Source organism: Pseudomonas fluorescens, from assembly GCF_000802965.1.
Taxonomy (GTDB): domain Bacteria; phylum Pseudomonadota; class Gammaproteobacteria; order Pseudomonadales; family Pseudomonadaceae; genus Aquipseudomonas; species Aquipseudomonas fluorescens_A.
In genome coordinates, this window is the sequence record NZ_JSAK01000002.1 from 19,787 (window position 1) to 46,059 (window position 26,273).

Genomic DNA, 26,273 nt, shown 5'->3' on the forward strand with positions numbered 1-26,273 from the left:
TGATTAAACGCGTCGCCGTTGTAGGAGCTGCCGAAGGCTGCGATCTTTTGTCGTTGCATCGCCAGGATCAAGATCAAAAGATCGCAGCCTTCGGCAGCTCCTACAGGGATCAATCGTCATGTGTGGGAGGATCGCTGCAGCATTCGAACAAGGACTTTCATTCTCCCGTGGCCACCTACTCGCTCGTCATCCGCCGGTTGCTGATCTGCTCGCTGACCATCGTCATCAGCCGCGCGATCACCAGCCCGATGCTCACGCTGTTCCTGAGCAACAAGCTCGGCCTCAACCAACAGGACGTTGGCTTGCTGCTGGGCATCGCGGTGTTCGTCGCGACGCTGCTCGCGCTCTACGGCGGTTACATCATTGACCGTCTGGAAAAGCGCCGACTGCTGATGCTGACGATGCTGTCCAGCGCAATCGGCCTGGTGCTCCTGACCTTCGCTGAAAACCTCTACCTGACCACCGTCACCCTGGTGGTCACTGAAACCGCTTCGGCGTTGTTTCTTATCGGTTCCAAAGCGATCCTCAGTGAAAACCTGCCCGTGGGCCAACGCGCCAAGGCGTTTTCCCTGAGCTACACCCTGACCAACATTGGCTACGCCGTCGGGCCGATGCTCGGCGTAGTGATCGCCGGGGTTTATCCGATCGCACCGTTCCTGATCGCTGCCGGCATTGCGTTTTTCAGCATATTCTTGCTGACCGGGATCGCCAGAGACCCGGCATTGCCCCTCGCCACCGGACAAGTGCAGAGTTTCCTCAAAACCCTGATCACCCTGAAAAACGACCGCACGCTTATCATGTTCACCCTCGGCTGCCTGCTGAGTACCGTGGTGCATGGCCGCTTCACTTTTTACCTGTCGCAATACTTGCTGGTGACCAGCGACGACCAGAATACGCTCAAAGTCATGGCCGCCCTGCTCGCCTGCAACGCCATCAGCGTGATCCTGCTGCAATATCAGATCGGGCGATTCCTCAAGCGCGAGCATCTGCGTCACTGGATCGTCGTCGGCACCGCCCTGTTCATTTTCGGCCTGATTGGCTTCAGCCTCGCGGACAGCCTGGTGAGTTGGTGCGTGGCGATGTTTATCTTCACTCTCGGGGAAATCATCATTTACCCGGCCGAGTTTCTCTTCATCGACACCCTGGCCCCGCAAGAACTGCGTGGCAGTTATTACGGTGCACAGAATCTCGCGGCCCTTGGTGGTGCACTGAGCCCGGTGATTTGCGGGTTCCTGCTAATGCACACCCCGGCACCCACCATGTTCTACGCCTTGAGCGCACTTGCGGCGTTGGGTGGATTGCTGTGCTTCATGAGTGGCCGTGGCGTGGCAATACATCAGAAATAATGAACTGAAGCTTCATTAATATGAATTTGTCAGCATCAGCAATGAACGGCACACTGTGCACGTTCCTCCCCCAATAGTTGGAACAACTTCAAGGGCTTTCTGGGTATCCCCGGCAAGCCTTTTTTTTTCCTCGGTTTTTGTCTACGGAACGATCTTCATCATGCTCGCTCGCTGGTTGCCCGCCGCCATCAACACCCGCCCCACCGAATGGAGCCGCGCTGCCATTGGCATGGCCTTGGGAACCATGCTCAGTGTGTGGCTGTGCGGTCAGGTATTCGGCGTCGAGGTGGCGCAACACCTGATCGGTCCGCTGGGCGCATCGGCGGTGCTGCTGTTCGCGGTGTCTTCCGGCGCGTTGGCACAGCCGTGGTCGATTGTCGGCGGCTACTTGAGCGCAGCCGTCGTGGCGCTGTTGGTGGCGCACGTGCTCGGTCGCACCTTGACCAGCGCTTGTCTGGCGGCGGGCATGGCCCTGGTGTTGATGTGCTGGTTGCGCTGCCTGCATCCACCGGCCGGGGCGCTGGCATTGACTTTAGTCCTGGCCGATCCGGCAACCATCGCCATGGATTGGAAGGCGCTTGGCCCGGTGATGCTCGGCGCGTCGGTCATGTTGCTCAGCGCCCTGGCCTACAACAATCTGACGCGCATCCGTTACCCCAAGCGCCCCAGCGAACCGGTTGCCGTGGTGCCGGCCGATCATCCGCCCACCGACAGCCAGGCAATCACCGCCGAGGATCTGAAACTGGCGCTGGCGGATATGGAGGCGTTCTTCGACGTTACGCCGGAAGACCTCGAACAGTTGATTCATGCCAGTGAGTTGCATGCCAAGCGGCGCAGTATTGGAGAGGTGTTGAGCCGCAGCGCCTGATAATGTAAATGCCAGCCACTGTCTATTGTGGCGAGGGAGCGTGCTCCCGCTGGGCTGCGAAGCAGACCCAAAAGCAGGCGACTGCTGCGCAGTCGAGCGGGAGCAAGCTCCCTCGCCACAGGTACGTGTAATCCCCATGCAAAAATGCAGGAAGCACCTGCACATATCCCGGTTGTACATCACAAATTTGCACTGTTACGATCCTGCATCGCTCGCGCGCGAGCTTCTCTATAAAGAACAATAAAAGCAGGGAGTTAGTGATGACTGCTCAGGTTTCTTCTCCAGGGACTCAGTCTATGGATGCCACACAAAACGAAGTGCTGGCCGAGGTTCGCAACCACATCGGTCACCTGACCCTCAATCGCCCCGCCGGTCTCAACGCCATTACCCTGGACATGGTCCGCAGCCTGCAACGCCAGCTGGACGCCTGGGCGCAGGATTCGCAGGTGCACGCGGTGGTTCTGCGCGGTGCCGGCGAAAAAGCTTTCTGTGCCGGCGGCGACATTCGCTCGCTGCATGACAGTTTCAAAAGCGGCGACACGTTGCACGAAGATTTCTTCGTCGAGGAATACGCCCTCGACCTTACGATCCACCACTACCGCAAACCGGTGCTGGCCTTGATGGACGGCTTTGTCCTGGGCGGCGGCATGGGCCTGGTGCAAGGGGCTGACCTGCGGGTGGTCACCGAGAAAAGTCGTCTGGCGATGCCCGAAGTCGGCATCGGTTACTTCCCGGATGTCGGTGGCAGCTACTACCTGCCGCGCATTCCCGGTGAACTGGGAATTTACCTGGGCGTCAGCGGCGTACAGATTCGCGCCGCCGATGCGCTCTATTGCGGCCTGGCCGACTGGTTTCTGGAAAGCAGCAAACTGGCGACGCTGGACGAAAAACTCGATCAGCTGGAATGGCGCGACACCCCGCTCAAGGATCTGCAAGGCCTGTTGGCGAAACTGGCCGTGCAGCAATTGCCCGACGCGCCTCTGAAAGCGTTGCGCCCGGCCATCGACCACTTCTTCGCCCTGCCCGATGTGCCGAGTATTGTTGAGCAAATGCGCGCAGTGACGGTCGCCGACAGCCATGAGTGGGCCACGACCACCGCGAACCTGTTGGAAACCCGCTCACCGCTGGCCATGGGGGTCACGTTGGAAATGCTGCGTCGCGGTCGGCACCTGAGCCTGGAAAACTGTTTCGCCCTTGAGCTGCACCTGGACCGCCAGTGGTTCGAGCGCGGCGACCTGATCGAAGGCGTACGCGCCTTGCTGATCGACAAAGACAAGAACCCGCGCTGGAACCCGCCGACCTTGCAGGCGCTGGACGCCGAGCATGTCGCGAGTTTCTTTCACGGTTTCGATGAGAGCGGGAGCTGAGCCATGCACGACCTCGAACTGACCGAAGAACAAGTGATGATCCGCGACATGGCCCGGGACTTCGCCCGCGGTGAAATCGCACCCCATGCCCAGGCGTGGGAAAAGGCTGGCTGGATCGACGACGGTCTGGTGGCAAAAATGGGTGAACTGGGCCTGCTGGGCATGGTGGTGCCCGAGGAATGGGGCGGCACCTACGTCGACTACGTCGCCTATGCCCTGGCAGTGGAAGAGATCTCGGCCGGCGACGGCGCCACCGGCGCGTTCATGAGCATCCACAACTCCGTGGGTTGCGGGCCGGTGCTCAACTACGGCAGCGAAGATCAGAAACAGACCTGGCTGGCGGATCTGGCCAGCGGCAAGGTCATCGGCTGCTTCTGCCTGACCGAACCCCAGGCCGGTTCCGAAGCGCATAACCTGCGCACCCGCGCCGAACTGCGCGATGGTCAATGGGTAATCAACGGCGCCAAGCAATTTGTCAGCAACGGCAAACGGGCGAAACTGGCGATCGTGTTTGCCGTGACCGATCCTGATCTGGGCAAGCGCGGTATCTCGGCGTTCCTGGTGCCGACTGACACTGCCGGTTTTATCGTTGATCGCACTGAACACAAAATGGGCATCCGCGCGTCCGACACCTGTGCAGTGACGCTGAGCAACTGCACCATTCCCGAGGCCAACCTGTTGGGTGAGCGCGGCAAAGGCCTGGCGATTGCCCTGTCCAACCTCGAAGGCGGGCGCATCGGTATCGCCGCGCAGGCGCTGGGCATTGCTCGTGCAGCGTTTGAAGCGGCGCTGGCTTATTCGCGCGATCGCGTGCAGTTCGACAAACCGATCATCGAGCACCAGAGCATCGCCAACCTGTTGGCGGACATGCACATGCAATTGAACGCCGCGCGTTTAATGATTCTGCACGCTGCCCGTTTGCGCACGGCCGGCAAGCCATGCCTGTCGGAAGCGTCGCAAGCCAAACTGTTTGCGTCGGAGATGGCGGAGAAAGTCTGCTCATCAGCGATACAGATTCATGGCGGGTATGGGTATCTGGAGGACTATCCGGTGGAGAAATATTACCGGGATGCGCGGATCACGCAGATCTATGAAGGGTCGAGCGAGATTCAGCGGATGGTGATTGCCCGCGAGTTGAAAAACTACCTGGTGTGAAGCCCTAAAAGCATCGCTGGCAAGCCAGCTCCCACAGGTTTCGAGTTGTACACAGCATTTGTGAACGACCGAGAACATTGTGGGAGCTGGCTTGCCAGCGATAGCGTCAGAAAGAACGCCGCATTACTTACCGACGAACTCCGCCTCACGCTTGGCAATAAACGCCGCCATCCCTTCCTTCTGATCCTGCGTCGCAAACGCCGCATGGAACACCCGGCGCTCAAAGCGTACGCCTTCCGACAGGCTCACTTCGAAAGCACGGTTGACGCTTTCCTTGATCATCATCGCAATTGGCAGCGACTTCTTGGCGATCAGCGCCGCCACTTTCAGCGCTTCGTCCAGCAGTTCATCGCTCGGCACAATCCGCGCCACAATCCCACAACGCTCCGCTTCCACGGCATCGATCAAACGCCCGCTCAGGCACATTTCCATGGCCTTGGCCTTGCCCACGGCGCGGGTCAGGCGCTGGGTGCCGCCCATGCCCGGTAGTACGCCGAGGTTGATTTCCGGTTGGCCGAATTTGGCGTTATCGCCCGCCAGGATGAAGTCGCACATCAGCGCCAGTTCACAGCCACCACCGAGGGCGAAACCGTTCACGGCGGCGATGATCGGCTTGCGGCGGTTGGCCACGCGATCGCTGTCGCTGAACAGGTCGTCGAGGTAGATCTGCGGGTAGGTCAGCTCGGCCATTTCCTTGATGTCCGCGCCGGCGGCAAAGGCTTTCTTCGAGCCGGTCAGCACGATGCAGCCGATGTTCGAATCGGCTTCCAGGCCATCGAGGGCATGGTTCAGTTCGCTGACGATCTGCGCGTTCAACGCGTTCAGCGCCTGCGGACGGTTCAGGGTAATCAGGCCCACACGGCCATGGGTTTCCAACAAAATCGTTTCGTAGCTCATAAATAACTCCTGTTTTGCATATCGCTTATCCCCCTGTAGGAGCTGCCGAAGGCTGCGATCTTTTGACTTTGATTTTTCAAGATCAAAAGATCGCAGCCTTCGGCAGCTCCTACAAAGAGCCTACTCAAAGATTGCGCGAAATGACCATGCGCTGAATGTCGCTGGTGCCTTCGTAGATCTGGCACACCCGCACATCGCGGTAGATGCGCTCCAGCGGGAAGTCGTTCAAGTAACCGTAACCGCCCAGGGTTTGCAAGGCCGAGGAACAGACCTTTTCGGCCATTTCCGAGGCGAACAGCTTGGCCATCGACGCTTCGACCAATGCTGGTTTACCGCTGTCACGCAGGGCGGCGGCGTAATGCACCATCTGCCGTGCCACGGCGATCTGCGTCGCCATGTCCGCCAGACGGAACGCGACCGCTTGATGCTCGATGATCGGCTTGCCGAAGCTTTCGCGTTCACGGGCGTAATCGCGCGCCGCTTCGAACGCGGCGCGGGCCATGCCCACCGATTGCGACGCGATACCGACGCGGCCGCCTTCGAGGTTAGCCAAGGCGATCTTGTAACCTTCGCCCTCCTCGCCCAGACGGTTGGCCACCGGGACTTTCACGTCTTCGAAGAGGATTTGGCAGGTATCGGACGCATGCTGGCCGAGCTTGTCTTCGACCCGGGCGACTTTATAACCCGGCGAGTCGGTCGGCACGATCAGCGCCGTGATGCCGCGCTTGCCGGCGCTCGGATCGGTCACGGCAAACACAATCACTATCCCGGCGTTCTGCCCGGAGGTGATGAACTGTTTGCAGCCGTTAAGTACGTAGTGATCGCCTTCCAGACGGGCGCGGGTTTTCAAGCCGCTGGCGTCCGAGCCGGCCTGCGGTTCGGTCAACGCGAAAGCACCGAGCATCGCACCGCTGGCCAAAGGCTTGAGAAAGCGTTCTTTCTGGTCGTCGTTGCCGTAGTTGAGGATCGGCACGCAACCGACCGAGTTGTGCACGCTCATGATCGTCGAGCACGCACCGTCACCGGCGGCGATCTCTTCCAGCGCCATGGCGTAGGCCAGGTATCCGGTATCGCAACCGCCCCACTGCTCTGGCACCAGCATGCCGAAGAAGCCCAGATCGGCCATCTCGCCGATGGCTTCCTTGGGAAAGCGGTGCTCACGGTCCCACTCGGCGGCAAACGGTTTCAGCCGTTCCTCGGCGAACTGCCGGGCCATGTCGCGGATTTGTTGTTGGTCGTCATTGGGGATCATGACCAGTCCTTAATTTGGGTTCAGCGCAAGACCTGTAGGAGTGAGCCTGCTCGCGATGAGGCCGCGTCAGGCGACATCATCTTTGAATGACGCACCGCTATCGCGAGCAGGCTCACTCCTACATGGGAAAGCGTTCGTTTCAGTACAGGCATTCCACAGCCATGGCCGTGGCTTCACCGCCGCCGATGCAGATTGCTGCAACGCCGCGTTTCAGGCCTTTCTGGCGTAGAGCCGAGAGCAGCGTTACCAGGATCCGAGCACCGGACGCACCGATCGGGTGGCCCAGGGCGCAAGCGCCGCCGTGTACGTTAAGTTTCTCGTGAGGGATTTCTAGCTGAGTCATCGCCACCAGGCTGACCACGGCAAATGCTTCGTTGATTTCGAACAGATCGACCTGATCCAGAGACCAGCCGGTTTTCTTCACCAGTTTCTTGATCGCACCAATCGGCGCCACTGGGAACAGGCCCGGGGTGTCGGCGAATGCGGCGTGACCGTGAATCACCGCCAGCGGTTTCAACCCTTGTTTCTGCGCTTGCGACTGACGCATCAACACCAGTGCCGCCGCGCCGTCGGAGATCGAGCTGGAGTTCGCCGCCGTGACCGTGCCGCCATCGCGGAACGCCGGTTTCAGCGAGGCGATCTTGTCCAGTTTGGCTTTCGGCGGCTGTTCGTCGTTGCTGATCGTCACCTGCTCTTTACCGACCGTGACGGTCAGCGGCACGATCTCATCCTTGAAGCTGCCATCCTCGATCGCCTGCTGCGCGCGGGTGGTCGAGGCAATGGCAAACGCGTCCTGGGCTTCGCGGCTGAAGCCGTGGGTTTCGGCGCAGTCTTCGGCGAAAGTGCCCATCAGGCGGCCCTTGTCGTAGGCGTCTTCGAGGCCGTCGAGGAACATCGAGTCCAGCACCCGGCCATGGCCCATGCGATAGCCACTGCGGGCGCGGTCCAGCAGATACGGCGCGTTGGACATGCTTTCCATGCCGCCGGCGATCACTACGTCTGCGCTACCGGCAAGCAGCATGTCGTGGGCCAGAATCGTCGCCTCCATGCCCGAGCCGCACATCTTGTTGAGGGTGGTGCAGCGGGTCGATTTATCCAGCCCGGCACCCAAAGCCGCTTGACGCGCAGGCGCCTGGCCAAGGCCCGCAGGCAGCACGCAGCCGAACAGCACTTCGTCAACCGCATCGCTGGCAACGCCGGCACGTTCGACCGCCGCTTTGATCGCAGCGGCACCCAGTTGCGGTGCGGTGAGGCTTTTCAGTTCGCCCTGGAAACCGCCCATCGGCGTGCGGACGGCGCTGACAATAACAATCGGATCGTTGGAAATAGTCATGACTAATCCTCCTTATTTGGCGGCCATGCGCAAGGCACCGTCGAGACGGATCACCTCGCCATTGAGCATGCTGTTTTCGATGATATGCCTGACCAGAGCGGCGTACTCGTCCGGTTTACCCAAACGCGGCGGGAACGGCACGCCAGCAGCCAGGGAATCGCGAACTTCCTGGGTCATGCCGGCCATCATCGGGGTTTCGAAAATGCCCGGGGCGATGGTCATCACGCGGATGCCGAAACGCGCCAGTTCACGGGCCGCCGGCAAGGTCAGGCTAACGATGGCGCCTTTGGACGCGGCATAAGCCGCCTGGCCGATCTGGCCATCGTAAGCCGCCGCCGAAGCGGTGTTGATGATCACACCACGTTCGCCACCGGCGTCCGCTTCGCTTTCGGCAATCGCTGCCGACGCGAGGCGCAGCATGTTGAAGCTGCCAATCAGGTTGACGTTGATCACCTGGCTGAAGCTGGACAGCGCATGCGGGCCGTTCTTGCCGAGGATCTTCTCGCCACGCACGATGCCAGCGCAGTTGACCAGGCCATTGAGGCCGCCAAAGGCTTTGACCGTGGCCTGCACCGCCGCTTCGGCCTGCGCTTCGTTGCTGATATCAGCAACAACACTTTGCGCGCCGAGCCGAAGAGCCTGGGCCGTGACGGCTTCGGCGTTCATGTCCACCAGCATCACTTTGGCACCGGCCGCGACCAGCATTTCAGCGGTCGCCGCACCGAGGCCGGAAGCACCGCCGGTGACGAGAAAAACCTTGTTTTCGATCTGCATCATTGTTTCCTTGGATTCAAGCTGAAACGTTCTTCGCGGCGGCCTCTTGAGCCTTGGCGATTTCCTGGTTGCGCAAGATAAAGCGCTGCAATTTGCCGCTTGGGGTTTTCGGCAATTCGCTGACAAATTCGATTTCACGGGGGTATGAATGCGCGGCGAGGCGCTTGCGCACGTGTTGACGCAGTTCTTCGGCCAACTCCGGCGTGGCGCGGTATTGCGAGCAAATCACGACAAAGGCTTTGACCAGTTCGGTGCGCTCCGGATCCGGCTTGCCAACCACAGCGGCTTCGATCACAGCCGGGTGTTCAATCAGTGCGCTCTCCACATCAAACGGGCCGACGCGGTAACCGGAAGTGGTAATCACATCGTCACTGCGGCCGACGAAGCTGATGCTGCCGTCCGGGTTCCACTCGACGGTGTCGCCGCTCAGGTAGTAGTCGCCGACGAAAGCTTTGGTCGGCGCGCCTTCGTAACCGGCGAACCAGCACATCGGCGACTGGGTGCGGTCGATGGCCAGGATGCCCGGCTGGCCGACGCCCAGTTCCTTGTATTCATCGTCCAGCACCACGATGCGGTGGCCGGGCGAGGCAAAACCGGCGGCACCCATATGAATCGGGTGTTCCAGGCCGTGGTGATTGCACAGCACCATGCCGAGTTCGGTCTGGCCGTAATGGTCGTGAATGACCACGCCGAGGTTGTCGGCGAACCAGCGGATCACTTCCGGGTTCAGCGGTTCGCCGGCGCTGCTGACGATGCGCAGCTTGCCTTTGATCGACTTGGCGAATTCATCGCCACCGGCGATCAACAGGCGATAGGCGGTCGGCGAGCCAGTGAGGTTGGTGATCCGGTACTTGTTGATTACCCGGCAGGTGCTTTCGAGGGTGAACGGGCCATCGTAAAACGTGATCGGATGCCCCATGGCCATCGGCCCGGTGACGCCGAAATAGATGCCGTAGGCCCAACCCGGATCGGCGACGTTCCAGAACGCATCTTCCGGGCGCAAATCGACGGCATCACGGGTGTAGCTCTCGAACGCGACGATAGCTTTGAGCGGCACGGACAGCGCTTTCGACGGGCCGGTGGTGCCCGAGGTGAACATCAGCAGGAACGGGTCTTCACCGGTCAGCATCACCGGTTCGCATTGCGCAGAATAATTGGCCAGTTCGGCCCAGAAACTGAAATCGCCGCGAACGATGCCCTGCCCCTTGGCGCCGGTGACGGTAACGATGGTCGGGCAGTCGGCGACTTCGTCGAGTTTCGAGCGATTGACGGCGTCGGTGACCACAACCTTGGCGCCGGAACTGCCGAGTCGATGCTCGATGGCTTTCGGGCCGAAGGCGGTAAACAGCGGTTGATACACCGCGCCGATGCGCCAGGTGGCGAACACGGTGATCAGCAATTCGATGTTACGGGGCAGGAGGCCGGCGACCTTGTCGCCCTTTTTCACACCTTGGGCCAGGAGGAAATTGGCAAAACGCGCAGCCTTGTCCTGCAAGTCGCTAAAGGTGTAGGTCGCGCTGGAGCCATCGCGGCCTTCCCAGAACAGCGCAATCCGACCTGGCAAGGCATGCCGGTCGCAACACTCGACACAGGCGTTAAGGGCAGTCAGATCACCTGTGAGTGCGGCGTCGACGGTGTGCTGATAATTGAACTGTGAAACAGCAGACAAGTAATCGCGCATTGCCAGAATCCCTTTGTATTTTTATTAGGTTGGGGAACCGTAACCAACAGGGAAATACTCGCTCTGCGCGGGGTGCGGGGCAATGGTCAAAGTTATCAAGTTGCTTGACTGGTTTGGCCAAGGTTCAAGTGGTGCGGTGCCTGAGTGGCCGCCATCGCTGGCAAGCCAGCTCCTACAGGGGATCGCATTTCAATTTGTAGGAGCTGGCTTGCCAGCGATGGCGTCAGCCCAATCACCCAAAAGATTGATCAGTGGGACTCGTTGAGAATCAAACTCCGGTAATGACCCGGATTCGACCCCGACCACTTGCGAAACGCCTTGTAGAACGAACTCGCATCGGCAAAGCCCAGCCGCGTGGCGATTTCGACGAAGCTGATGGTAGGTTCTGCCAGCCAGACGATCGCCAACTCCTTGCGCACACTGTCCTTGAGCCCTTGATAGGTCTGCCCTTCCTCGGCCAGTCGGCGGCGCAGGGTCGAGGCCGACATGCACAGGCGTTGCGCCAGGGCTTCGGTTTCCGGCCAGTGTTCGGCGGCCAGTTGTCGCAGATCCTGTTTGATCCGGCTGGCCAGGCTTTCCGGGTCACGGTACTTGACCAGAATGTTCGCCGGCGCATGGGCCAGGAAACGCTTGAGCTCTTCCGCGCTGCGCTTGATCGGCAGATCCAGGCACTCGGCGGAAAAGATCATCCGCGTGCGTGGCCGGTCGAAGCGCAGGTTCTCGGAAAACATCACCTGATAGTCATCACAGAAATCCGGCTGCGGGCAGCGCAACTCGATGGCCAGAATCGGAATCCGCCGCCCGGCCAGCCAGCAGGCCACGCCGTGGACGATCATCCAGTAGGTGAAATAGGTGAAGGCCCGGCGTGGCTCGTGGTCGTCCTCCGCCAGCACGATTTCCGCCAGGCTTTGTTGGCGCACCAATTCGGCGGGCATGCGTTCGAGCATCAGCGACAGAAAACCCAGGCCACTGGTGAGCCCCGCCGCGAGGCTCGGCTGGACCATGGCGCAGCGGCAGAGAAATTCCAGGCTGCCGGACTTGAGCTTGCGCGGGTCCATGCCAAAAAACTCGTCATCGCCACGCCGCGCCAGCAATCGCCACAACCGTGCATAAGCGCTCGCCGGAACGCGGGCGTCAGTGCTTTGCAGCAAGGCCGGATCGATGCCGACCTTGTCCAGCACCTCGTCGGTGGCAACGCCAGGGGCGCAACTTTGCAACAGCGCTTCACGCACCAGTTGGATGGAGATGGTGTCTTTTTCCGCCATGGAGCGTGGTGAGCCTTGTTGTTTGAGTGCGAGGCATATTAGCGCAGCCAAACGGTAAAAGATCGCAGCCTTCGGCAGCTCCTGCAGGGGTACGCATTCCAATGTAGGAGCTGCCGCAGGCTTCGATCTTTTGATTCGTTCAGCTTAGGTTCAGGTAAATGGCAATAGTTGCCATTTGGGAATCAGTGTCATTATGTTACAAATTAGCACCCTATCTATTGCCGTCACGGTGCTGAATGCTCGTCCCTTTTTTGATCATGCTGCGCGAAGGCATCGAAGCCGCGTTGATCGTTGGCATCATCGCCAGCTACCTCAAACAGACCGGTCGCGGCCAGTGGATGCCTGCCGTGTGGATCGGCGTGTTCCTCGCCGCCGCCCTTGCCCTGCTGGTGGGTGGTGGGCTGGAACTGGTCAGCGCGGAATTCCCGCAAAAACAACAGGAACTGTTCGAGGGCGTGGTCGGCCTTGTGGCCGTCGGCATCCTCAGCTCCATGGTGTTCTGGATGCGCAAGGTCGCGCGTTCGATCAAGCATTCGCTGCACGCCTCCCTCGATCAGGCACTGACCGGCTCCAGACACCAAGTCACGGCGCTGATTGCCATGGTGTTTTTCGCCGTGGCGCGGGAAGGCCTGGAAACTGTGTTCTTCCTGCTCGCAGTGTTCCAGCAGAGCGAAGGCCCGCCCGCTCCTATTGGCGCCCTGCTCGGCCTGGTCCTGGCGATTATTGTCGGTTTCCTGATCTACACCGGCAGCATGCGCCTGAACCTCAGTGCTTTTTTCCGCTGGACCGGCCTGTTCATCCTCGTGGTGGCCGCCGGCATCCTCGCCAACTCGGTGCAAGCGCTGCATGAAGCCGGGGTGTGGAATCACCTGCAAACGGTGCTGTTCGACATCAGCGCGACGCTACCGATGGACGGCGCGCTGGGGTCGGTGCTCGCCGGCATGTTCGGTTATCAGGACGCGCCCACCGTCAGTACCCTCGGCGCGTATTTGATTTATCTGATCGTGGCGCTGGTGCTGTTTTTCCTGCCGGCCCCGGCACCCGCCAAACAATCTTCCTCCGTTTCCAGTCAGTAAGGGCAACCATGCCAAATCAAGCCCCCACTCAGGCTTCCCCTCCCCGCGCCTTGCGCTGGGCGGTGGCCGGCTCGGTGATCGTGATGATCGCCGCCGGCGGCCTGTTCTACTACGCCTCGCAAATGGCCGCAGCCAAGCGCCAGACCAACCACAACGAAGTGCTGGTGACCATTCTCCCGCACAGTTGCGAGCCGAACGCGCTGACGGTCCCGGCCGGCCACGCCAGTTTCCGCATCGTCAATCGCTCCGACCGGGCCGTTGAATGGGAAATCCTCGACGGTGTGCTGGTGGTCGAAGAGCGCGAAAACATCGCGCCGGGCCTGAGCCAGGTGATCAACGCCAACTTGCTGCCGGGCGACTACGCGATTACTTGCGGTCTGCTGAGCAACCCGCGCGGCACCTTGCACGTTACCTCGACGGCGGCGTCCGATGCGGCGGCCAAGGCCAAGCCTTCGATGGTGGCGTTTGTCGGGCCGCTGTCGGAATTTCGCGTGTACCTGAGCAGTCAGGGCACTGCGCTGATCAAAGCGGTGAACGCCCTTGAACAGGCCATCGCAGGCGGTGACCTGAGTCAGGCCCAAGCCTTGTACGTACCCGCCCGCGCCGCGTATCAACGGCTCGCCCCGGCGGCTCAACGCCTGGCCGAGCTGGACAACGGGATCAACGCCCGTGCCGATTACTTCGAAAAGCGCGAGCAGGATCCGGCCTTCACCGGTTTCCATCGCATCGAATACGCGCTGTTCCAGCAGCGCAATCTCGATGGTCTGGCACCGGTTGCCGAGCGCCTGCTCAGCGACGTCACCACCCTCAAACAGCAATTGCTGGCGCAGTCGCTGCCACCGGAGCAAATGGTCAACATCGTGGTGCGCAATCTCAACAGCATCGCCGACGTGCGCGCCAGCAGCGGCGAAGAAGAACGCTACAGCCACAGCGATCTGAACGGCTTTGCCGGCAACCTCGACGCCGCACGCAAAGTCGTCGACTTGCTGCGGCCGTTGCTGGCCAAGTCCGCCGCTGAGTTGCTGCCGAACATCGACAACGCGCTCAACGCCTTCGACACCGAACTCAAAGGTTTCAAGGTCGGCGACGGCTACGCCAGCTACGACAGCGTCAGCGCCGAGCAACGCAAACAGATCGCCGACAAGGCCAAGGCACTGGCCGACGCACTCGATGGAATCGATCCCGCCCTTGGCCTTTCCGGCCTGTAAGCAGAAGACGAGTTTCAGATGAACGATTCAGAGCAATTCAACCTTCAGCGTCGCCGGGTCTTGATGGGCATGGGCGCCGCCGGTGTCGCACTGGCAGGCTCGGCTTTGAGCTGTCCGGTTATGGCCGCGAACAGCGCGCAGGTCACCGAAGCTCCGAGCAGCGAGAAAACTGAAGACCGGCAAGACTTTCACGGCAAGCACCAGAGCGGCATCGTCACCCCGCGTCCGGCCTCCGGGATGCTGGTGTCGTTCGATGTGCTGGCCAGCGACCGCGAGGACCTTGCGCGACTGTTCCGCACCCTCAACGAACGCATCGCGTTTTTGATGAAGGGCGGTCCAGTCGCTCAGGTCGATCCGAAATTACCACCGGGGGATTCGGGGATTCTTGGCCCGGTCGTTACCCCGGATAACCTGACGATCACCGTGTCGGTCGGTGCCTCGCTATTCGATGAACGCTTTGGTCTGGCCGACGCCAAGCCCAAACGCCTGATCCGCATGGTCGGTTTTCCCAACGACGCACTGGAGGCCGATTGCTGCCACGGCGACCTGAGTCTGCAGTTCTGCTCCAACACCACCGACACCAACATCCACGCCCTGCGCGACATCGTGAAAAACCTCCCGGACTTGCTGCTGGTGCGCTGGAAACAGGAAGGCAGCGTGCCGCCACAGGCGCCGGCCAAACCCGGTGTGCCAGCGCAGAGCGCGCGTAATTTTCTCGGCTTTCGCGACGGCTCGGCCAACCCCGATTCCAACAACGCGAAAACCATGGACAGCATCGTCTGGGTGCAGCCCGGTAGCGATGAACCCGCCTGGGCCGCCAATGGCAGCTATCAAGCGGTGCGGATTATTCGCAATTTCGTCGAGCGCTGGGACCGCACGCCGTTGCAGGAACAGGAAAGCATTCTCGGCCGGGTCAAAAGCAGCGGCGCGCCCATGGGTGGCCAGCATGAATCGCAAGTGCCGGACTATGCCAAGGACCCCGAAGGCAAGCTGACCAAACTCGACGCGCATATCCGCCTGGCCAACCCGCGCACCGCCGCGACACAGGCGAACCTGATCCTGCGCCGGCCGTTCAACTACTCCAACGGCGTGAACAAGAACGGTCAGCTCGACATGGGCCTGCTGTTCATCTGCTACCAGGCCGATCTGGAGAAAGGCTTTATCACCGTGCAAACCCGCCTCAATGGCGAACCGCTGGAGGAATACCTCAAACCGGTCGGCGGCGGGTACTTCTTCACCCTGCCCGGGGTCACCGGCGACACGGATTTCATCGGTCGTTCGCTGCTCGATGCGACCCAGCCGAAAACCAACGCTTAACAACCACAACAACCTCCACGGAACCGTCCCATGAAAAAGTCGCCACTCGCGTTAATGCTGACACTTGGCTTGCTCAACACCCCGCTTTCAGCTTTCGCGGCGACGGCGCCGCTGGAGTTGGTGCAGCCGATTTCCGACTACAAGATCTACGTCACCGAGCAACTGGATGAGTTGGCCAGCCACACGCAACAGTTCACCGACGCAGTGAAAAAAGGCGACCTGGCCAACGCGAAAAAGCTCTACGCCCCGACCCGCGTCTTCTACGAGTCGATCGAGCCGATTGCCGAGCTGTTCAGTGACCTCGATGCCTCTATCGACTCCCGCGTCGATGACCACGAAAAAGGCGTGAAGGCCGAAGACTTCACCGGTTTCCACCGCATCGAATATTCGCTGTTCTCGGAAAACAGCACCCAGGGCCTGGACGAACTGGCAGACGGTTTGAACAAAGACGTGAAGGACCTGCAAACCCGCGTCGCCGGCCTGACTTTCCCACCGGAAAAAGTCGTCGGTGGCGCCGCTGCGCTGCTGGAAGAAGTCGCGGCGACCAAGATCTCCGGCGAAGAAGATCGCTACAGCCACACCGACCTCTACGACTTCCAGGGCAACATCGACGGCGCGCAGAAAATCGTTGATTTGTTCCGTCCGCAGATCGAGAAGCAGGACGCGGCGTTCGTCGCCAAAGTCGACAAGAACTTCGCGACCGTGGACAAGATCCTGGCCAAGTACAAAACCGCAGATGGCGGGTTCGAGACGTACGACAAAGTGAAGGAAAACGACCGCAAGGCGCTGGTCGGGCCGGTCAATACACTGGCGGAAGATTTGTCGACGATGCGCGGGAAGCTGGGGTTGAACTGAGTTTTGTAGCGTCGGGAAGGGCCTCATCGCTGGCAAGCCAGCTCCTACAGTGTTTGATGTCGATCACTTAATCGTGGCTCGATTCAGAAACCTGTGGGAGCTGGCTTGCCAGCGATGCTTTTTCAGGCCTCACAAAATGCGATAGAGCAACCGCTCAATCCTCACCCGACTCACCCGCTTTAGAAACTTCGCCACCCCTGCCGGGTAATCCGGCAACGTTTCCAGGTCCTGATAACGCTCGATGCGCCGGGTGTGCTGGAAAATCTCCACCAGCTCCGTGCGACGCGGTTCCTGCAACTCGCCTTTAGGGTCATCGATCAGCAAGGCGTTTTCCAGATCAAGACGAAACGCCCGCGGATTGAGGTTGTTGCCGGTCAGCAAGGTGTAGCGCTGATCGATCCACATGCCCTTGAGGTGGTAGGTGTTGTCGCCATCCTTCCAAAGATGCAGGTTCAACTGGCCGCTGTCGATGTTGCGCTGATGGCGCTTGGCGAAGCGGCGCAGGCTGATTTCGTAGAGGTACGGCAGCGCCGCAATCACCTTGAACGGTTCGCTCGGCGGAATATAGAAGTCGTTGGCGGTCTTGTCGCCGACCACGATGTCGATCTTCACGCCCCGCGCCAGAGCCCGGTTGATTTCCCGGGTCACGGCCAGTGGCAGGTTGAAGTATGGCGTGCAGATGGTCAGCTGATGTTGCGCGCTGCCGATCAGTTCGCCAATCACCCGGCTCAACGGGTTGTTCTTGCCAACGCCGAGCAGCGGGCTGACCGACAAACCATCCTTGGCCGTGGTGCCCTGGGTCGTGTCGTACGCGGCGTACTTGAGACGGCTGCGCAGGTCGCCGATGTCATTGCGCAGGCTGCGGGTGGTCGGCAGGTTGGGCAGATCGAGGCGATGCACGGCTTTGGAAGCTACAAGCCCATGCTGAACCAGATGGTGCATCGAATCGGCCAGGTCACGGTTTTGCAGCAGGTGATAACGGTCGTAGCGGTATTTGTCGAACTTGTGCAGGTAGACGTTGTTGAGGCTCGCGCCGCTGTAAATCACACAGTCATCGATGACAAAACCCTTCAAGTGCAAAACGCCGAAGAGCTCGCGGGTCTGCACCGGCACGCCGTACACCGGCACTTCACTGGCGTGAGTGCGGGTCATTTCCTGATACCACGCCGAGTTGCCGGGCTGCTTGCCGGCACCAATCAAACCGCGCTGGGCGCGCAGCCAGTCCACCACTACCGCCACGTCCAGTTCCGGACGTGCCAGTTTGGCGGCGTGCAAGGCATCGAGAATTTCCTGACCAGCCTCGTCCTGTTGCAGGTACAGCGCGACGATATAGATGCGTTGCGTCGCACTGGCGATTTTTTCCAGCAGGCAACGGCGGAACTCGGCAGCGCCATGGAGGATAGTGACGGCATCGGCGGTCAGCGGGAAACTGCGCAGTTTGGGCAGCAGGGAGCGTTTGAAAAGCGACGGCATAGGGCTCGCAATGGGTCGAATCCGAAGAGCTTGAGAGCTTACACCATGGAGGGGTTTGGGTCTTGCGGTGAGGTCACCCCATTAAAAAGATCGCAGCCTGCGGCAGCTCCTACACGGACCTCTGGAGGAGCTGCCGAAGGCTGCGATCTTTTGATTTTAAAAAACCTGTTGACCAAGGAGAACGACCGTTCTACTGTTAGCCACATGAACGAAATCACTAGCAACGACACACGCGACATCATTCTGGATGTTACCGAAAAGTTGATCTACAAAAGTGGCATCGCCGCCACCGGCATGGATCTTCTGGTGAAAACCGCCGGCGTTTCCAGAAAAAGTATCTACCGCTACTTCGCCAACAAGGAGGAGCTCACCGTCGCGGCCCTGCAACGCCGGGATCAACGCTGGATGCACTGGTACAGAACCGAAGTCGGACAAGCCGAAACCCCGGCCGACCGCTTGCTCAACCTGTTTACCGTGCTTAAATCCTGGTTCGTCTCCGAAGGTTTTCGCGGGTGCGCGTTCATCAACACCAGCGGTGAAACCGGCGATCCGCTCGACCCGGTTCGACTGGTCGCCAAGGACCACAAACAGAAGCTGCTCGACTACGTGTGCGAGCTGTGTACCGAACATGGCGCTGAAGATCCGGAGACGCTGGCCAAACAGCTGCTGATCCTGATCGACGGGGCCATCACCGTCGCACTTGTCATGGGTGACTACAGTGCCGCCGATAATGCGCAATGCATGGCGCGGAAGTTATTGGACCTGTAACTGCTTGAACGAGACCGACAACTTGCTTGAACTTTAATTTGATAGGGAGACGTGAAATGTCTAACGCTGAAGTTCGTCCGCCATTGCCGCCATTTACCCGTGAATCGGCCATTGAAAAAGTACGCCTGGCCGAAGATGGCTGGAACTCCCGGGATGCGGAGCGTGTATCGCTGGCCTACACCCTGGACACCAAATGGCGCAACCGTGCCGAATTTGCCTTCAACCGTGAAGAAGCCAAGGGCTTTCTGACGCGCAAATGGGCCAAGGAACTGGACTATCGCCTGATCAAGGAACTCTGGGCGTTCACCGACAACCGCATCGCCGTGCGTTATGCCTATGAATGGCACGATGATTCGGGCAACTGGTTCCGCTCTTACGGCAATGAAAACTGGGAGTTCAACGAAGACGGCCTGATGGCCCACCGCTTCGCGTGCATCAACGATATGCCGATCAAAGAAAGCGAACGCAAATTCCACTGGCCGCTGGGTCGTCGCCCGGATGATCATCCGAGCCTGTCGGATCTGGGCTTGTAAACATTGATCCCCTTTAGGAGCCGGCTTGCTGGCGATGGCGTAATCACATTCAACATCTATGTTGATTGATAGATTGCAATCGCCAGCAAGCCGGCTCCTACAGGGTTTGGCGTGTTCAGGCGACTGCGGCAGCTCGACCGAGCTGAGCCTCAGCCTCCAACTCGCGCACCAACGGCAACACTCGCTTGCCGAAATACTCCACTTCTTCCTGGAAGTGCAGGAACCCCGCCAGCACCAAATCCACACCCACCGCTTTCAACGCGACGATGCGCTCGGCGATTTGCTGCGGCGTGCCGATCAGGTTGGTCTTGAAGCCGTCGTTGTACTGCACCAGATCCTCGAACGTCGATTTGGCCCAATTGCCTTCGCCTTCCGGTGATGCCCTGCCCGCCTGTTTCGCCGCGTCGCCAAACGCATTCACCGCTTCCGGGTCCGCCTGATCGATGATTTGCGCGAGCACCGCGCGTGCCTCCTCTTCGGTATCGCGGGCGATGACAAAGGCGTTCACGCCGACCTTCACGCAATGATTGTTCGCCGCGGCCTTGGCGCGAATGTCGTCGACCTGAGCCTTGATGCCTTCCGGGGTGTTGCCGTTGGTGAAGTACCAGTCCGACACCCGCGCGGCCATGTCCCGCGCCGCACGGGAACTGCCGCCCTGGAAGATTTCCGGGCGGCCCAATGGCTTGGGTTTGAGGCTGTAGTTGTCGAAGCGGTAGAAGTCGCCGCGAAAGGTGAAATTATCTTCGGTCCAGATGCCTTTGAGTGAGCGAATGAATTCCTCGGAACGGCGATAGCGTTCGTCGTGCTCCAGCCAGTGTTCGCCAATGGCGTGGAATTCACCCTTGAACCAACCGCTGACGATGTTGACCGCGACCCGGCCGTTGGTCAGTTGATCGATGGTCGCCAGTTGCTTGGCCGCGAGTGCCGGTTGCCATGGACCTGGCAGGATCGCGGCGATGACTTTCAGTTTGGTCGTTGCGGCAAGCAATGCATGACTGAAGGCGACCGACTCATGCTGATACTCGGCACCGTAACCGGCAGTGAAGCGAATCTGCGTCAGCGCATATTCAAACCCCGCGTCTTCGGCCAGTTGCGCCAGTTTGCGGTTGTAGTCGATGCCCCAGTGGGTCCGTTGCTCGATCTTGCTGACCACCAGCCCTCCGCTGACGTTCGGCACCCAGTAGGCGAATTTGACGGCTTGCTGACTCATTGGCATGTCCTCGGGACTTTAGGGAGTCCTTGGGACAGAGCAGCAAGCGTGCCAGCCCTGAATCCCGAGGCGAGTGAGTACTGTGGCGAGGGAGCTTGCTCCCGCTGGGCTGCGCAGCGGCCCCAATTCTTTGTGAGCGCTGCGCACTCAAGCGGGAGCAAGCTCCCTCGCCACAGAAGCGATTCACTTGGGCAATTTGTTTATGCGCTGTTGACCCGGCAACAGTTGAAGATGGCGTGGGATCAATGCCGACCTGTAAATCCACGCTCCAGCCACTCGGCATGGACCATGCAATTGCCTTGGCAGACGCAACATCTTTTCTGCCCAGCCAAGGAGCCGTTCCCATGACCGAACACCAGGTAATCAACCCGTTATCCATCGGCACTGACTACGAAACACTGGCGAGTAAATTCCGGCCGATCTTCCAGCGCATAGCTGACGGCGCCATCGAAAGAGAAAAGTCGCGCACGCTACCCCATGAGCCGATTCAATGGCTCAAGGAAGCAGGGTTTGGCGCCGTGCGGGTGCCCGTGGAATACGGCGGTGGCGGGGCCTCTTTGCCGCAACTGTTTGAACTGCTGATCGAACTGGCCGAAGCCGACTCCAACGTTCCCCAGGCATTGCGCGGTCACTTCGCCTTCGCCGAGGATCGCCTCAATTCCCCTCCTGGCCCGACGCGGGATGTATGGTTCAAACGATTCGTAGAGGGCGACGTCGTCGGTTGCGCCTGGACCGAAATCGGCAACGTGGCCATCGGCGATGTGATCACCAAAGTATCGCCCCATGGTGAGCAATGGCGGCTTAACGGCGAGAAGTTCTACAGCACCGGCAGCCTGTTTTCCGACTGGATTGATGTCTATGCACAGCGCAGCGACACCGGTGGCGACGTGATTGCCGCCGTGCGCACGCGCCAACCGGGAATCGTGCAGACTGACGACTGGGACGGCTTCGGCCAGCGCACCACGGGCAGCGGCACGTCGCGTTTTATCGATGCTGAAGTGGACGCGGAAAACATCATCGACTTCGCCACCCGTTTCAAATACCAGACCGCGTTTTATCAATTAGTCTTGCTGGCCACGCTGTCGGGGATCGGGCGAGCGGCGTTGCATGACGTGTCGCGTCATGTGCGCGAGCGCCAGCGCATTTACAGCCATGGCAATGCCCAGCGTGTCAGCGAAGATGCGCAAATCCAGCAAGTGGTGGGCGATATTGCCGCGTGGGTGTACGCCGCTGAAGCCAGTACCTTGCGCGCAGCACAACCGGCGCAACAGGCTTACCTGGCGCGTTTCGCGGGTGATGACGAAAGGGAACACGCGGCAAACGTCGCCGCGGAAATCGAATCCGCGAAAGCGCAGGTAGTGGTCACGGAGCTGATCCAGCGCGCGACTTCGCAGCTGTTCAATGCGCTGGGGGCTTCGGACATTCGCCAGGGCAAGGCGCTGGACCGACACTGGCGCAATGCGCGCACGGTGTCGTCACACAATCCGGTGATCTACAAGGCGCGGATTGTCGGGGATTGGGCGATCAACGGCACCGAGCCGCCGTTTGTGTGGCAAATTGGAAATGGGTCACAGAGCAAGTGATGTGTCGCTTGGCCTGACGCCATCGCGAGCAGGCTCACTCCCACAGGGGAATGCATTTCAAATGTGGGAGCAGCTAGCCTGCTAGCGATGAGGCCAGGCGGCTCGCCGCAAGGGTTGGATATAGGTAAGATACCGGCCCTTCCCCGCAGCCCTTTTCTGCGCCCCGCCGATTAAGCCGATTCCATGCCTTTCGAACTCAGCGTTGACCTCACCACCCTGGCCATTTTGGCCATAGTCGCTTTCATTGCCGGTTTCATCGACGCCATTGCCGGCGGCGGTGGGCTGTTGACCACGCCGGCGTTGTTGACCGCCGGCCTGCCACCGCACCTGGTACTGGGCACCAACAAACTCAGCTCGACCTTTGGCTCGGCGACCGCCAGCTTCACCTTCTACCGCCGCAAGCTGTTCCATCCCAAGCAGTGGATGCACGCCATCGTCGGCACCCTGGTCGGCGCGCTGACCGGCGCCGTGGTCGCGCATTACCTGCCAGCGGAATGGCTGAACAAGATGCTGCCGGTGATCGTGTTTGCCTGCGGCCTCTACCTGTTGTTTGGCGGCACGCCGAAAGCGCCGCTGGACAGCGACGCACCGATCAAGAAGAAGTGGCAATCGACCCAAGGCTTCACCCTTGGTTTCTATGACGGCGTGGCCGGTCCCGGCACGGGTGCGTTCTGGACCGTCAGCAGCCTGTTGATGTACCCGATCGACCTGGTGAAGGCCAGCGGCGTGGCGCGCAGCATGAACTTCGTCAGCAACATTGCGGCGCTGTCGGTGTTCGTGTTTTCCGGGCAAGTGGACTGGATCATTGGCCTGAGCATGGGCCTGTCGGTGATGGTCGGGGCTTTCTTCGGCGCTCGCACCGCCATCAGTGGCGGCGCGAAATTCATTCGTCCGGTGTTCATCACCGTGGTACTGGGCCTGACCGTGCGGTTAGCCTGGCAACACTGGTTCAGCGTGGCCTAAGCGCCGCGCTACGTAGACGTCGATCAGATAACGGGCAATCGAGCGTGACGCCGGCAACGGCGGCAGCTCGTGAACGTTGAACCACTGGGCGTCTTCGATCTCGTCTTCCTGACAGACAATCTCGCCGCCTGCGTACTCGGCATGAAAGCCGAGCATCATCGAGTGCGGGAACGGCCAGCACTGGCTGCCCAGGTACTGGATGTTCTTTACCTCGATCTGCACTTCTTCGCGAACTTCACGAATCAGGCAATCCTCGGCCGACTCGCCCGGCTCCGCAAACCCGGCCAGTGTGCTGTAGACCCCGGTGACGAACCGTGGCGAGCGTGCCAGCAGGATTTCATCGCCACGGGTCACCAGCACAATCATGCTCGGCGAAATCCGTGGATAGCTGCGTAAATCGCACGGCTGGCAATACATCGCCCGCTCGCGCGGCACTTGCGTCATGGCCTGCCCGCAGTTACCGCAAAACCGGTGCTCACGGGCCCAAGTGCCAATCTGCGCGGCGTAGCCGAGCACCTTATAGATCGTGTGATCGCCATCGAGCATGAACGCCCGCAAGCCTTTCCAGTTATAGCCCGGCACTTCGCTGTGACTGCGCAACTCCAACAGGTACACCGGTTCGCCGTCGAGGTGGCCGATGCCGTGCTCGGCCAGGATCGACAAGTCCTGGCGCTTGAGCCATTCACGCGGAAACAGCGCGCCATTGTCATCGAACAGAAAGCCTTCGGGGCTGCGCGCCACGGCCCAGCCGCCAGGTTGTTCGGTGTCCAGTACTGCAGTGGTCCAGCGTGAAGTCATTTTTCAATCAATCCAGAAATTCGGGTTTCTGTTTGCTCATATGGGCGGCCATGGCCACGCGCAGATCGGTGGATTGCAGCATGGCGGCGTTCCAGGTGGCGACATATTCCAGGCCGTCGTCGATGCGATGATCGCGCATGTAGCTGATCATCTCCTTGGTGCCAGTAATGGCAATCGGCGACTTGCTCGCAATCTCCCGGGCAATGCCCATGACGCCGTCAAGCAGGCTGGCGGTGTCGCTGTAGACGCGATTAACCAGACCCATGCCCCGTGCTTCTTCGGCGCCGAAAGTGCGACCAGTGTAAGCCAGTTCACGCAGCATGCCGTCACCGATGATCCGCGGCAAGCGTTGCAATGTACCAACGTCGGCGGCCATGCCGATGTCGATTTCCTTGATCGAGAATTGGGCGTCTTCAGCGGCGTAGCGCATGTCGCAAGCGGCGATCAGGTCGATGGCACCGCCCAGGCAATAACCCTGGATCGCCGCGAGCACCGGTTTGCGGCACTGGTCAACGGCATTGAAGGAAGCTTGCAGATTGAGGATCTTGCGGCGCAGCAGGCGCGCATTGCGCCCCACGTCCTTGCCCAACTCATTGGCCACGCCCGCCAGCATCATCAGGTCGATGCCGGAGGAGAAATGCTTGCCCGCACCGCTGATCACCACCACGCGGACTTCGTCGGTGTCATCGATCCACTGGAAAATCTCGACGATTTCGCTCCAGAACGCAGCGTTCATCGAGTTGATCTTTTCCGGTCGGTTGATCTGCACATGGGCGATTTTATCGACCAGTTCGACGTTGAATGCTGTGTATTGAGACATGCTAGCGATCCTTTAGCGGGCAAAAAAAGAGGCCCGAACTATAACAAGGCATCGACTGTGGCAGTAAGGCAGTGGTTCGGCCAAAAGCGGGACTGCTTCAGCAACCGTGAGGCCTTCGAGCCTCTTCGCCAGCACGCTCAAATACGGGTTTTATAAGGTTTCGCGGGATGGTTTTCCGTCCACCAGGCGCTGAATACCCAGCGGGTTAGCGTTTCTCAACGCCTCCGGCAGCAGGTAATCCGGGTAGTTCTGGAAACACACCGGGCGCAGGAAGCGATCGATGGCCAGCGTACCGACCGACGTGCCGCGAGCATCCGAGGTCGCCGGATAGGGTCCGCCATGGACCATCGAATCACAGACTTCGACGCCGGTCGGATAGCCATTGAGCAGGATCCGCCCGACTTTTTGTTCGAGCAATGCCGTCAGCTCGCCGAACTGTTCGAAGTCCGCACGTTCGCCGATGATGGTCACCGTCAACTGCCCGTGCAAGCCGCTCAATGCTGCGCTGAGTTGCGCCTGATCCGCCACTTCAACCACCACCGTAGTCGGGCCGAACACTTCCTCTTGCAGCACCGCATCGCCTTCGATCAGCAGGCTGACATCGGCCTTGAACAGTTGCGGCTGCGCCTGGCGACCTTGTTGCGGCTGACCGGCCAGGTGTTCGATACCCGGATGATCAAGGAGCTTTTGCAAGCCGTTGCCATAGCTGCTCAGCGTTCCGGCGTTGAGCATGGTTTGGGCTGGCTGGTCCGCCATCATTTCGCTGACCAGTTGCAGGAACGCGCTGAACTGCGGCGACCGAATGCCGATCACCAGGCCGGGATTGGTGCAGAACTGTCCGCAACCCTGTACCACCGAAGCGGTCAGGCCACGGGCGATGGTTTCCGCACGGTCTTGCAGGGCCTGCGGCAATACGATCACCGGGTTGATGCTCGACATCTCGGCGAACACCGGAATCGGTTGTGGACGTGCAGCGGCCATGTCGCACAGCGCCCTGCCCCCTTTGAGCGATCCGGTGAAGCCCACTGCCTGAATCGCCGGATGCTTGACCAGCGCTTCGCCGACCCCGCCACCGTAAATCATGTTGAACACGCCGGCCGGCATCGCGGTTTTTTCTGCGGCACGGATGATCGCGTCGGCGACGTGCTCGGCTGTCGCCATGTGCCCGCCGTGCGCCTTGAACACCACCGGGCAACCGGCGGCCAGGGCCGCGGCGGTATCGCCACCGGCGGTGGAAAATGCCAAGGGGAAGTTACTCGCGCCGAACACGGCCACCGGGCCGAGGCCGATGCGGTACTGACGCATGTCAGGACGCGGAAACGGTTGGCGTTCCGGCAATGCCTGGTCGATCCGCGCGCCGTAGAAATCACCGCGACGCAGCACGTTGGCGAACAGGCGCATCTGGCCGCTGGTGCGACCGCGCTCACCAATGATCCGTGCGGCAGGCAGCGCCGTTTCGCGGCACACCAGCGTTACAAACTCATCGCCCAGCGCATCGAGTTCATCGGCAATGGCATCGAGAAACTGCGCGCGTCGCTCAGCACTCAGGCTGCGGTAAGCCGGATACGCAGCAGCGGCTGCTTTCGCGGCGGCATCGACCTCTTCCGGCGAGGCCTGGATGAAATCATGGGGCAATGCCTCGCCGGTTTCAGCGTCGACGCTCTGCAATTTGACGCTACCCAACGCACTGCGCTGGCCGCCGATGTAATTATGGCCAAGAATCCGGGTCAT

General features: G+C 60.3%; 23 protein-coding genes. 12 read left to right on the forward strand and 11 right to left on the reverse strand.

From position 1 onward, the window contains the following. The first annotated feature begins 167 nt into the window (after positions 1 to 167). The 4 genes from NL64_RS01695 (at position 168) to NL64_RS01710 (ending at position 4,736) form a co-directional block, all read left to right on the forward strand. Positions 168 to 1,346 carry an MFS transporter gene (locus NL64_RS01695; RefSeq protein ID WP_034146701.1) on the forward strand — a complete coding sequence of 393 codons (1,179 nt, stop codon included), beginning with the start codon at positions 168 to 170 and terminating at the stop codon, positions 1,344 to 1,346. A 160-nt stretch (positions 1,347 to 1,506) separates the two neighbouring features. Then, positions 1,507 to 2,214 (forward strand): HPP family protein, encoded by a 708-nt coding sequence (locus NL64_RS01700; RefSeq protein WP_034146431.1) that lies wholly within the window; start codon positions 1,507 to 1,509, stop codon positions 2,212 to 2,214. 260 nt (positions 2,215 to 2,474) lie between these two features. Continuing rightward, positions 2,475 to 3,581, forward strand: coding sequence for an enoyl-CoA hydratase/isomerase family protein (locus NL64_RS01705; protein WP_034146432.1), 1,107 nt, complete (start codon positions 2,475 to 2,477; stop codon positions 3,579 to 3,581). Positions 3,582 to 3,584: 3 nt separating this feature from the next. Further along, positions 3,585 to 4,736: an acyl-CoA dehydrogenase family protein gene (locus NL64_RS01710; protein WP_034146433.1), complete on the forward strand. Its 1,152-nt coding sequence runs from the start codon at positions 3,585 to 3,587 to the stop codon at positions 4,734 to 4,736. A 123-nt stretch (positions 4,737 to 4,859) separates the two neighbouring features. On the opposite strand, the gene NL64_RS01715 is transcribed toward NL64_RS01710, so the two are convergent. From NL64_RS01715 to NL64_RS01740, 6 genes are all read right to left on the reverse strand, one after another. After that, on the reverse strand, positions 4,860 to 5,633 hold the full coding sequence (locus NL64_RS01715) for an enoyl-CoA hydratase (protein WP_034146434.1): 774 nt from the start codon (positions 5,631 to 5,633) through the stop codon (positions 4,860 to 4,862). A 124-nt stretch (positions 5,634 to 5,757) separates the two neighbouring features. Then, a complete protein-coding gene (locus NL64_RS01720) occupies positions 5,758 to 6,885 on the reverse strand; it encodes an acyl-CoA dehydrogenase (protein WP_034146435.1) in 1,128 nt (375 codons plus the stop codon). A gap of 139 nt (positions 6,886 to 7,024) precedes the next feature. Next, positions 7,025 to 8,218: an acetyl-CoA C-acyltransferase gene (locus NL64_RS01725; RefSeq protein WP_034146436.1), complete on the reverse strand. Its 1,194-nt coding sequence runs from the start codon at positions 8,216 to 8,218 to the stop codon at positions 7,025 to 7,027. A 12-nt stretch (positions 8,219 to 8,230) separates the two neighbouring features. Further along, complete coding sequence (locus tag NL64_RS01730) at positions 8,231 to 8,992, reverse strand: SDR family NAD(P)-dependent oxidoreductase (RefSeq protein WP_034146437.1); 762 nt, start codon at positions 8,990 to 8,992, stop codon at positions 8,231 to 8,233. Between the two features lie 16 nt (positions 8,993 to 9,008). Further along, positions 9,009 to 10,673 (reverse strand): AMP-binding protein, encoded by a 1,665-nt coding sequence (locus NL64_RS01735; protein ID WP_034146438.1) that lies wholly within the window; start codon positions 10,671 to 10,673, stop codon positions 9,009 to 9,011. Between the two features lie 248 nt (positions 10,674 to 10,921). Then, entirely contained in the window at positions 10,922 to 11,938 is a 1,017-nt protein-coding gene (locus NL64_RS01740; RefSeq protein ID WP_034146439.1) for an AraC family transcriptional regulator, read from the reverse strand. A gap of 236 nt (positions 11,939 to 12,174) precedes the next feature. On the opposite strand from NL64_RS01740, the gene efeU reads away from it, so the two are divergent. From efeU to efeO (NL64_RS01760), 4 genes are read left to right on the forward strand one after another with little or no spacing between them, the layout of a single operon-like run. Further along, positions 12,175 to 13,014, forward strand: coding sequence for an iron uptake transporter permease EfeU (gene efeU / locus NL64_RS01745; RefSeq protein ID WP_034146440.1), 840 nt, complete (start codon positions 12,175 to 12,177; stop codon positions 13,012 to 13,014). Between the two features lie 8 nt (positions 13,015 to 13,022). After that, on the forward strand, positions 13,023 to 14,222 hold the full coding sequence (efeO, locus tag NL64_RS01750; protein ID WP_034146441.1) for an iron uptake system protein EfeO: 1,200 nt from the start codon (positions 13,023 to 13,025) through the stop codon (positions 14,220 to 14,222). A gap of 18 nt (positions 14,223 to 14,240) precedes the next feature. Further along, positions 14,241 to 15,539, forward strand: a complete 1,299-nt coding sequence (gene efeB, locus NL64_RS01755) for an iron uptake transporter deferrochelatase/peroxidase subunit (RefSeq protein ID WP_034146442.1) — start codon at positions 14,241 to 14,243, stop codon at positions 15,537 to 15,539. A gap of 30 nt (positions 15,540 to 15,569) precedes the next feature. Next, a complete protein-coding gene (efeO, locus tag NL64_RS01760) occupies positions 15,570 to 16,394 on the forward strand; it encodes an iron uptake system protein EfeO (protein WP_034146443.1) in 825 nt (274 codons plus the stop codon). 129 nt (positions 16,395 to 16,523) lie between these two features. On the opposite strand, the gene pssA is transcribed toward efeO (NL64_RS01760), so the two are convergent. After that, positions 16,524 to 17,867: a CDP-diacylglycerol--serine O-phosphatidyltransferase gene (gene pssA, locus NL64_RS01765; protein ID WP_034146444.1), complete on the reverse strand. Its 1,344-nt coding sequence runs from the start codon at positions 17,865 to 17,867 to the stop codon at positions 16,524 to 16,526. Between the two features lie 204 nt (positions 17,868 to 18,071). On the opposite strand from pssA, the gene NL64_RS01770 reads away from it, so the two are divergent. Together NL64_RS01770 and NL64_RS01775 are read left to right on the forward strand one after the other, a co-directional pair. After that, the gene (locus NL64_RS01770; protein ID WP_034146445.1) at positions 18,072 to 18,635 is read left to right on the forward strand and encodes a TetR/AcrR family transcriptional regulator; all 564 of its coding nucleotides are present in this window, start codon (positions 18,072 to 18,074) and stop codon (positions 18,633 to 18,635) included. 56 nt (positions 18,636 to 18,691) lie between these two features. Next, positions 18,692 to 19,168 carry a DUF1348 family protein gene (locus NL64_RS01775; protein WP_034146446.1) on the forward strand — a complete coding sequence of 159 codons (477 nt, stop codon included), beginning with the start codon at positions 18,692 to 18,694 and terminating at the stop codon, positions 19,166 to 19,168. 115 nt (positions 19,169 to 19,283) lie between these two features. Here NL64_RS01775 and sfnG read toward each other — a convergent pair whose 3' ends face one another. Next, the gene (gene sfnG, locus NL64_RS01780) at positions 19,284 to 20,378 is read right to left on the reverse strand and encodes a dimethylsulfone monooxygenase SfnG (RefSeq protein WP_034146447.1); all 1,095 of its coding nucleotides are present in this window, start codon (positions 20,376 to 20,378) and stop codon (positions 19,284 to 19,286) included. A 344-nt stretch (positions 20,379 to 20,722) separates the two neighbouring features. Between sfnG and NL64_RS01785 the strand changes: the two genes are divergently transcribed. Both NL64_RS01785 and NL64_RS01790 read left to right on the forward strand, forming a co-directional pair. After that, positions 20,723 to 21,961: an acyl-CoA dehydrogenase family protein gene (locus tag NL64_RS01785; RefSeq protein ID WP_034146448.1), complete on the forward strand. Its 1,239-nt coding sequence runs from the start codon at positions 20,723 to 20,725 to the stop codon at positions 21,959 to 21,961. Positions 21,962 to 22,144: 183 nt separating this feature from the next. Then, positions 22,145 to 22,924: a TSUP family transporter gene (locus NL64_RS01790; RefSeq protein ID WP_034146449.1), complete on the forward strand. Its 780-nt coding sequence runs from the start codon at positions 22,145 to 22,147 to the stop codon at positions 22,922 to 22,924. On the opposite strand, the gene nudC is transcribed toward NL64_RS01790, so the two are convergent. From nudC to NL64_RS01805, 3 genes are all read right to left on the reverse strand, one after another. Beyond that, the gene (gene nudC / locus NL64_RS01795; RefSeq protein WP_034146450.1) at positions 22,892 to 23,722 is read right to left on the reverse strand and encodes an NAD(+) diphosphatase; all 831 of its coding nucleotides are present in this window, start codon (positions 23,720 to 23,722) and stop codon (positions 22,892 to 22,894) included. The two genes, NL64_RS01790 and nudC, sit on opposite strands and share 33 nt — an antisense overlap. 7 nt (positions 23,723 to 23,729) lie before the next feature. Then, positions 23,730 to 24,542: a crotonase/enoyl-CoA hydratase family protein gene (locus NL64_RS01800; protein ID WP_034146451.1), complete on the reverse strand. Its 813-nt coding sequence runs from the start codon at positions 24,540 to 24,542 to the stop codon at positions 23,730 to 23,732. Between the two features lie 150 nt (positions 24,543 to 24,692). Further along, entirely contained in the window at positions 24,693 to 26,273 is a 1,581-nt protein-coding gene (locus NL64_RS01805; RefSeq protein WP_034146452.1) for an aldehyde dehydrogenase (NADP(+)), read from the reverse strand.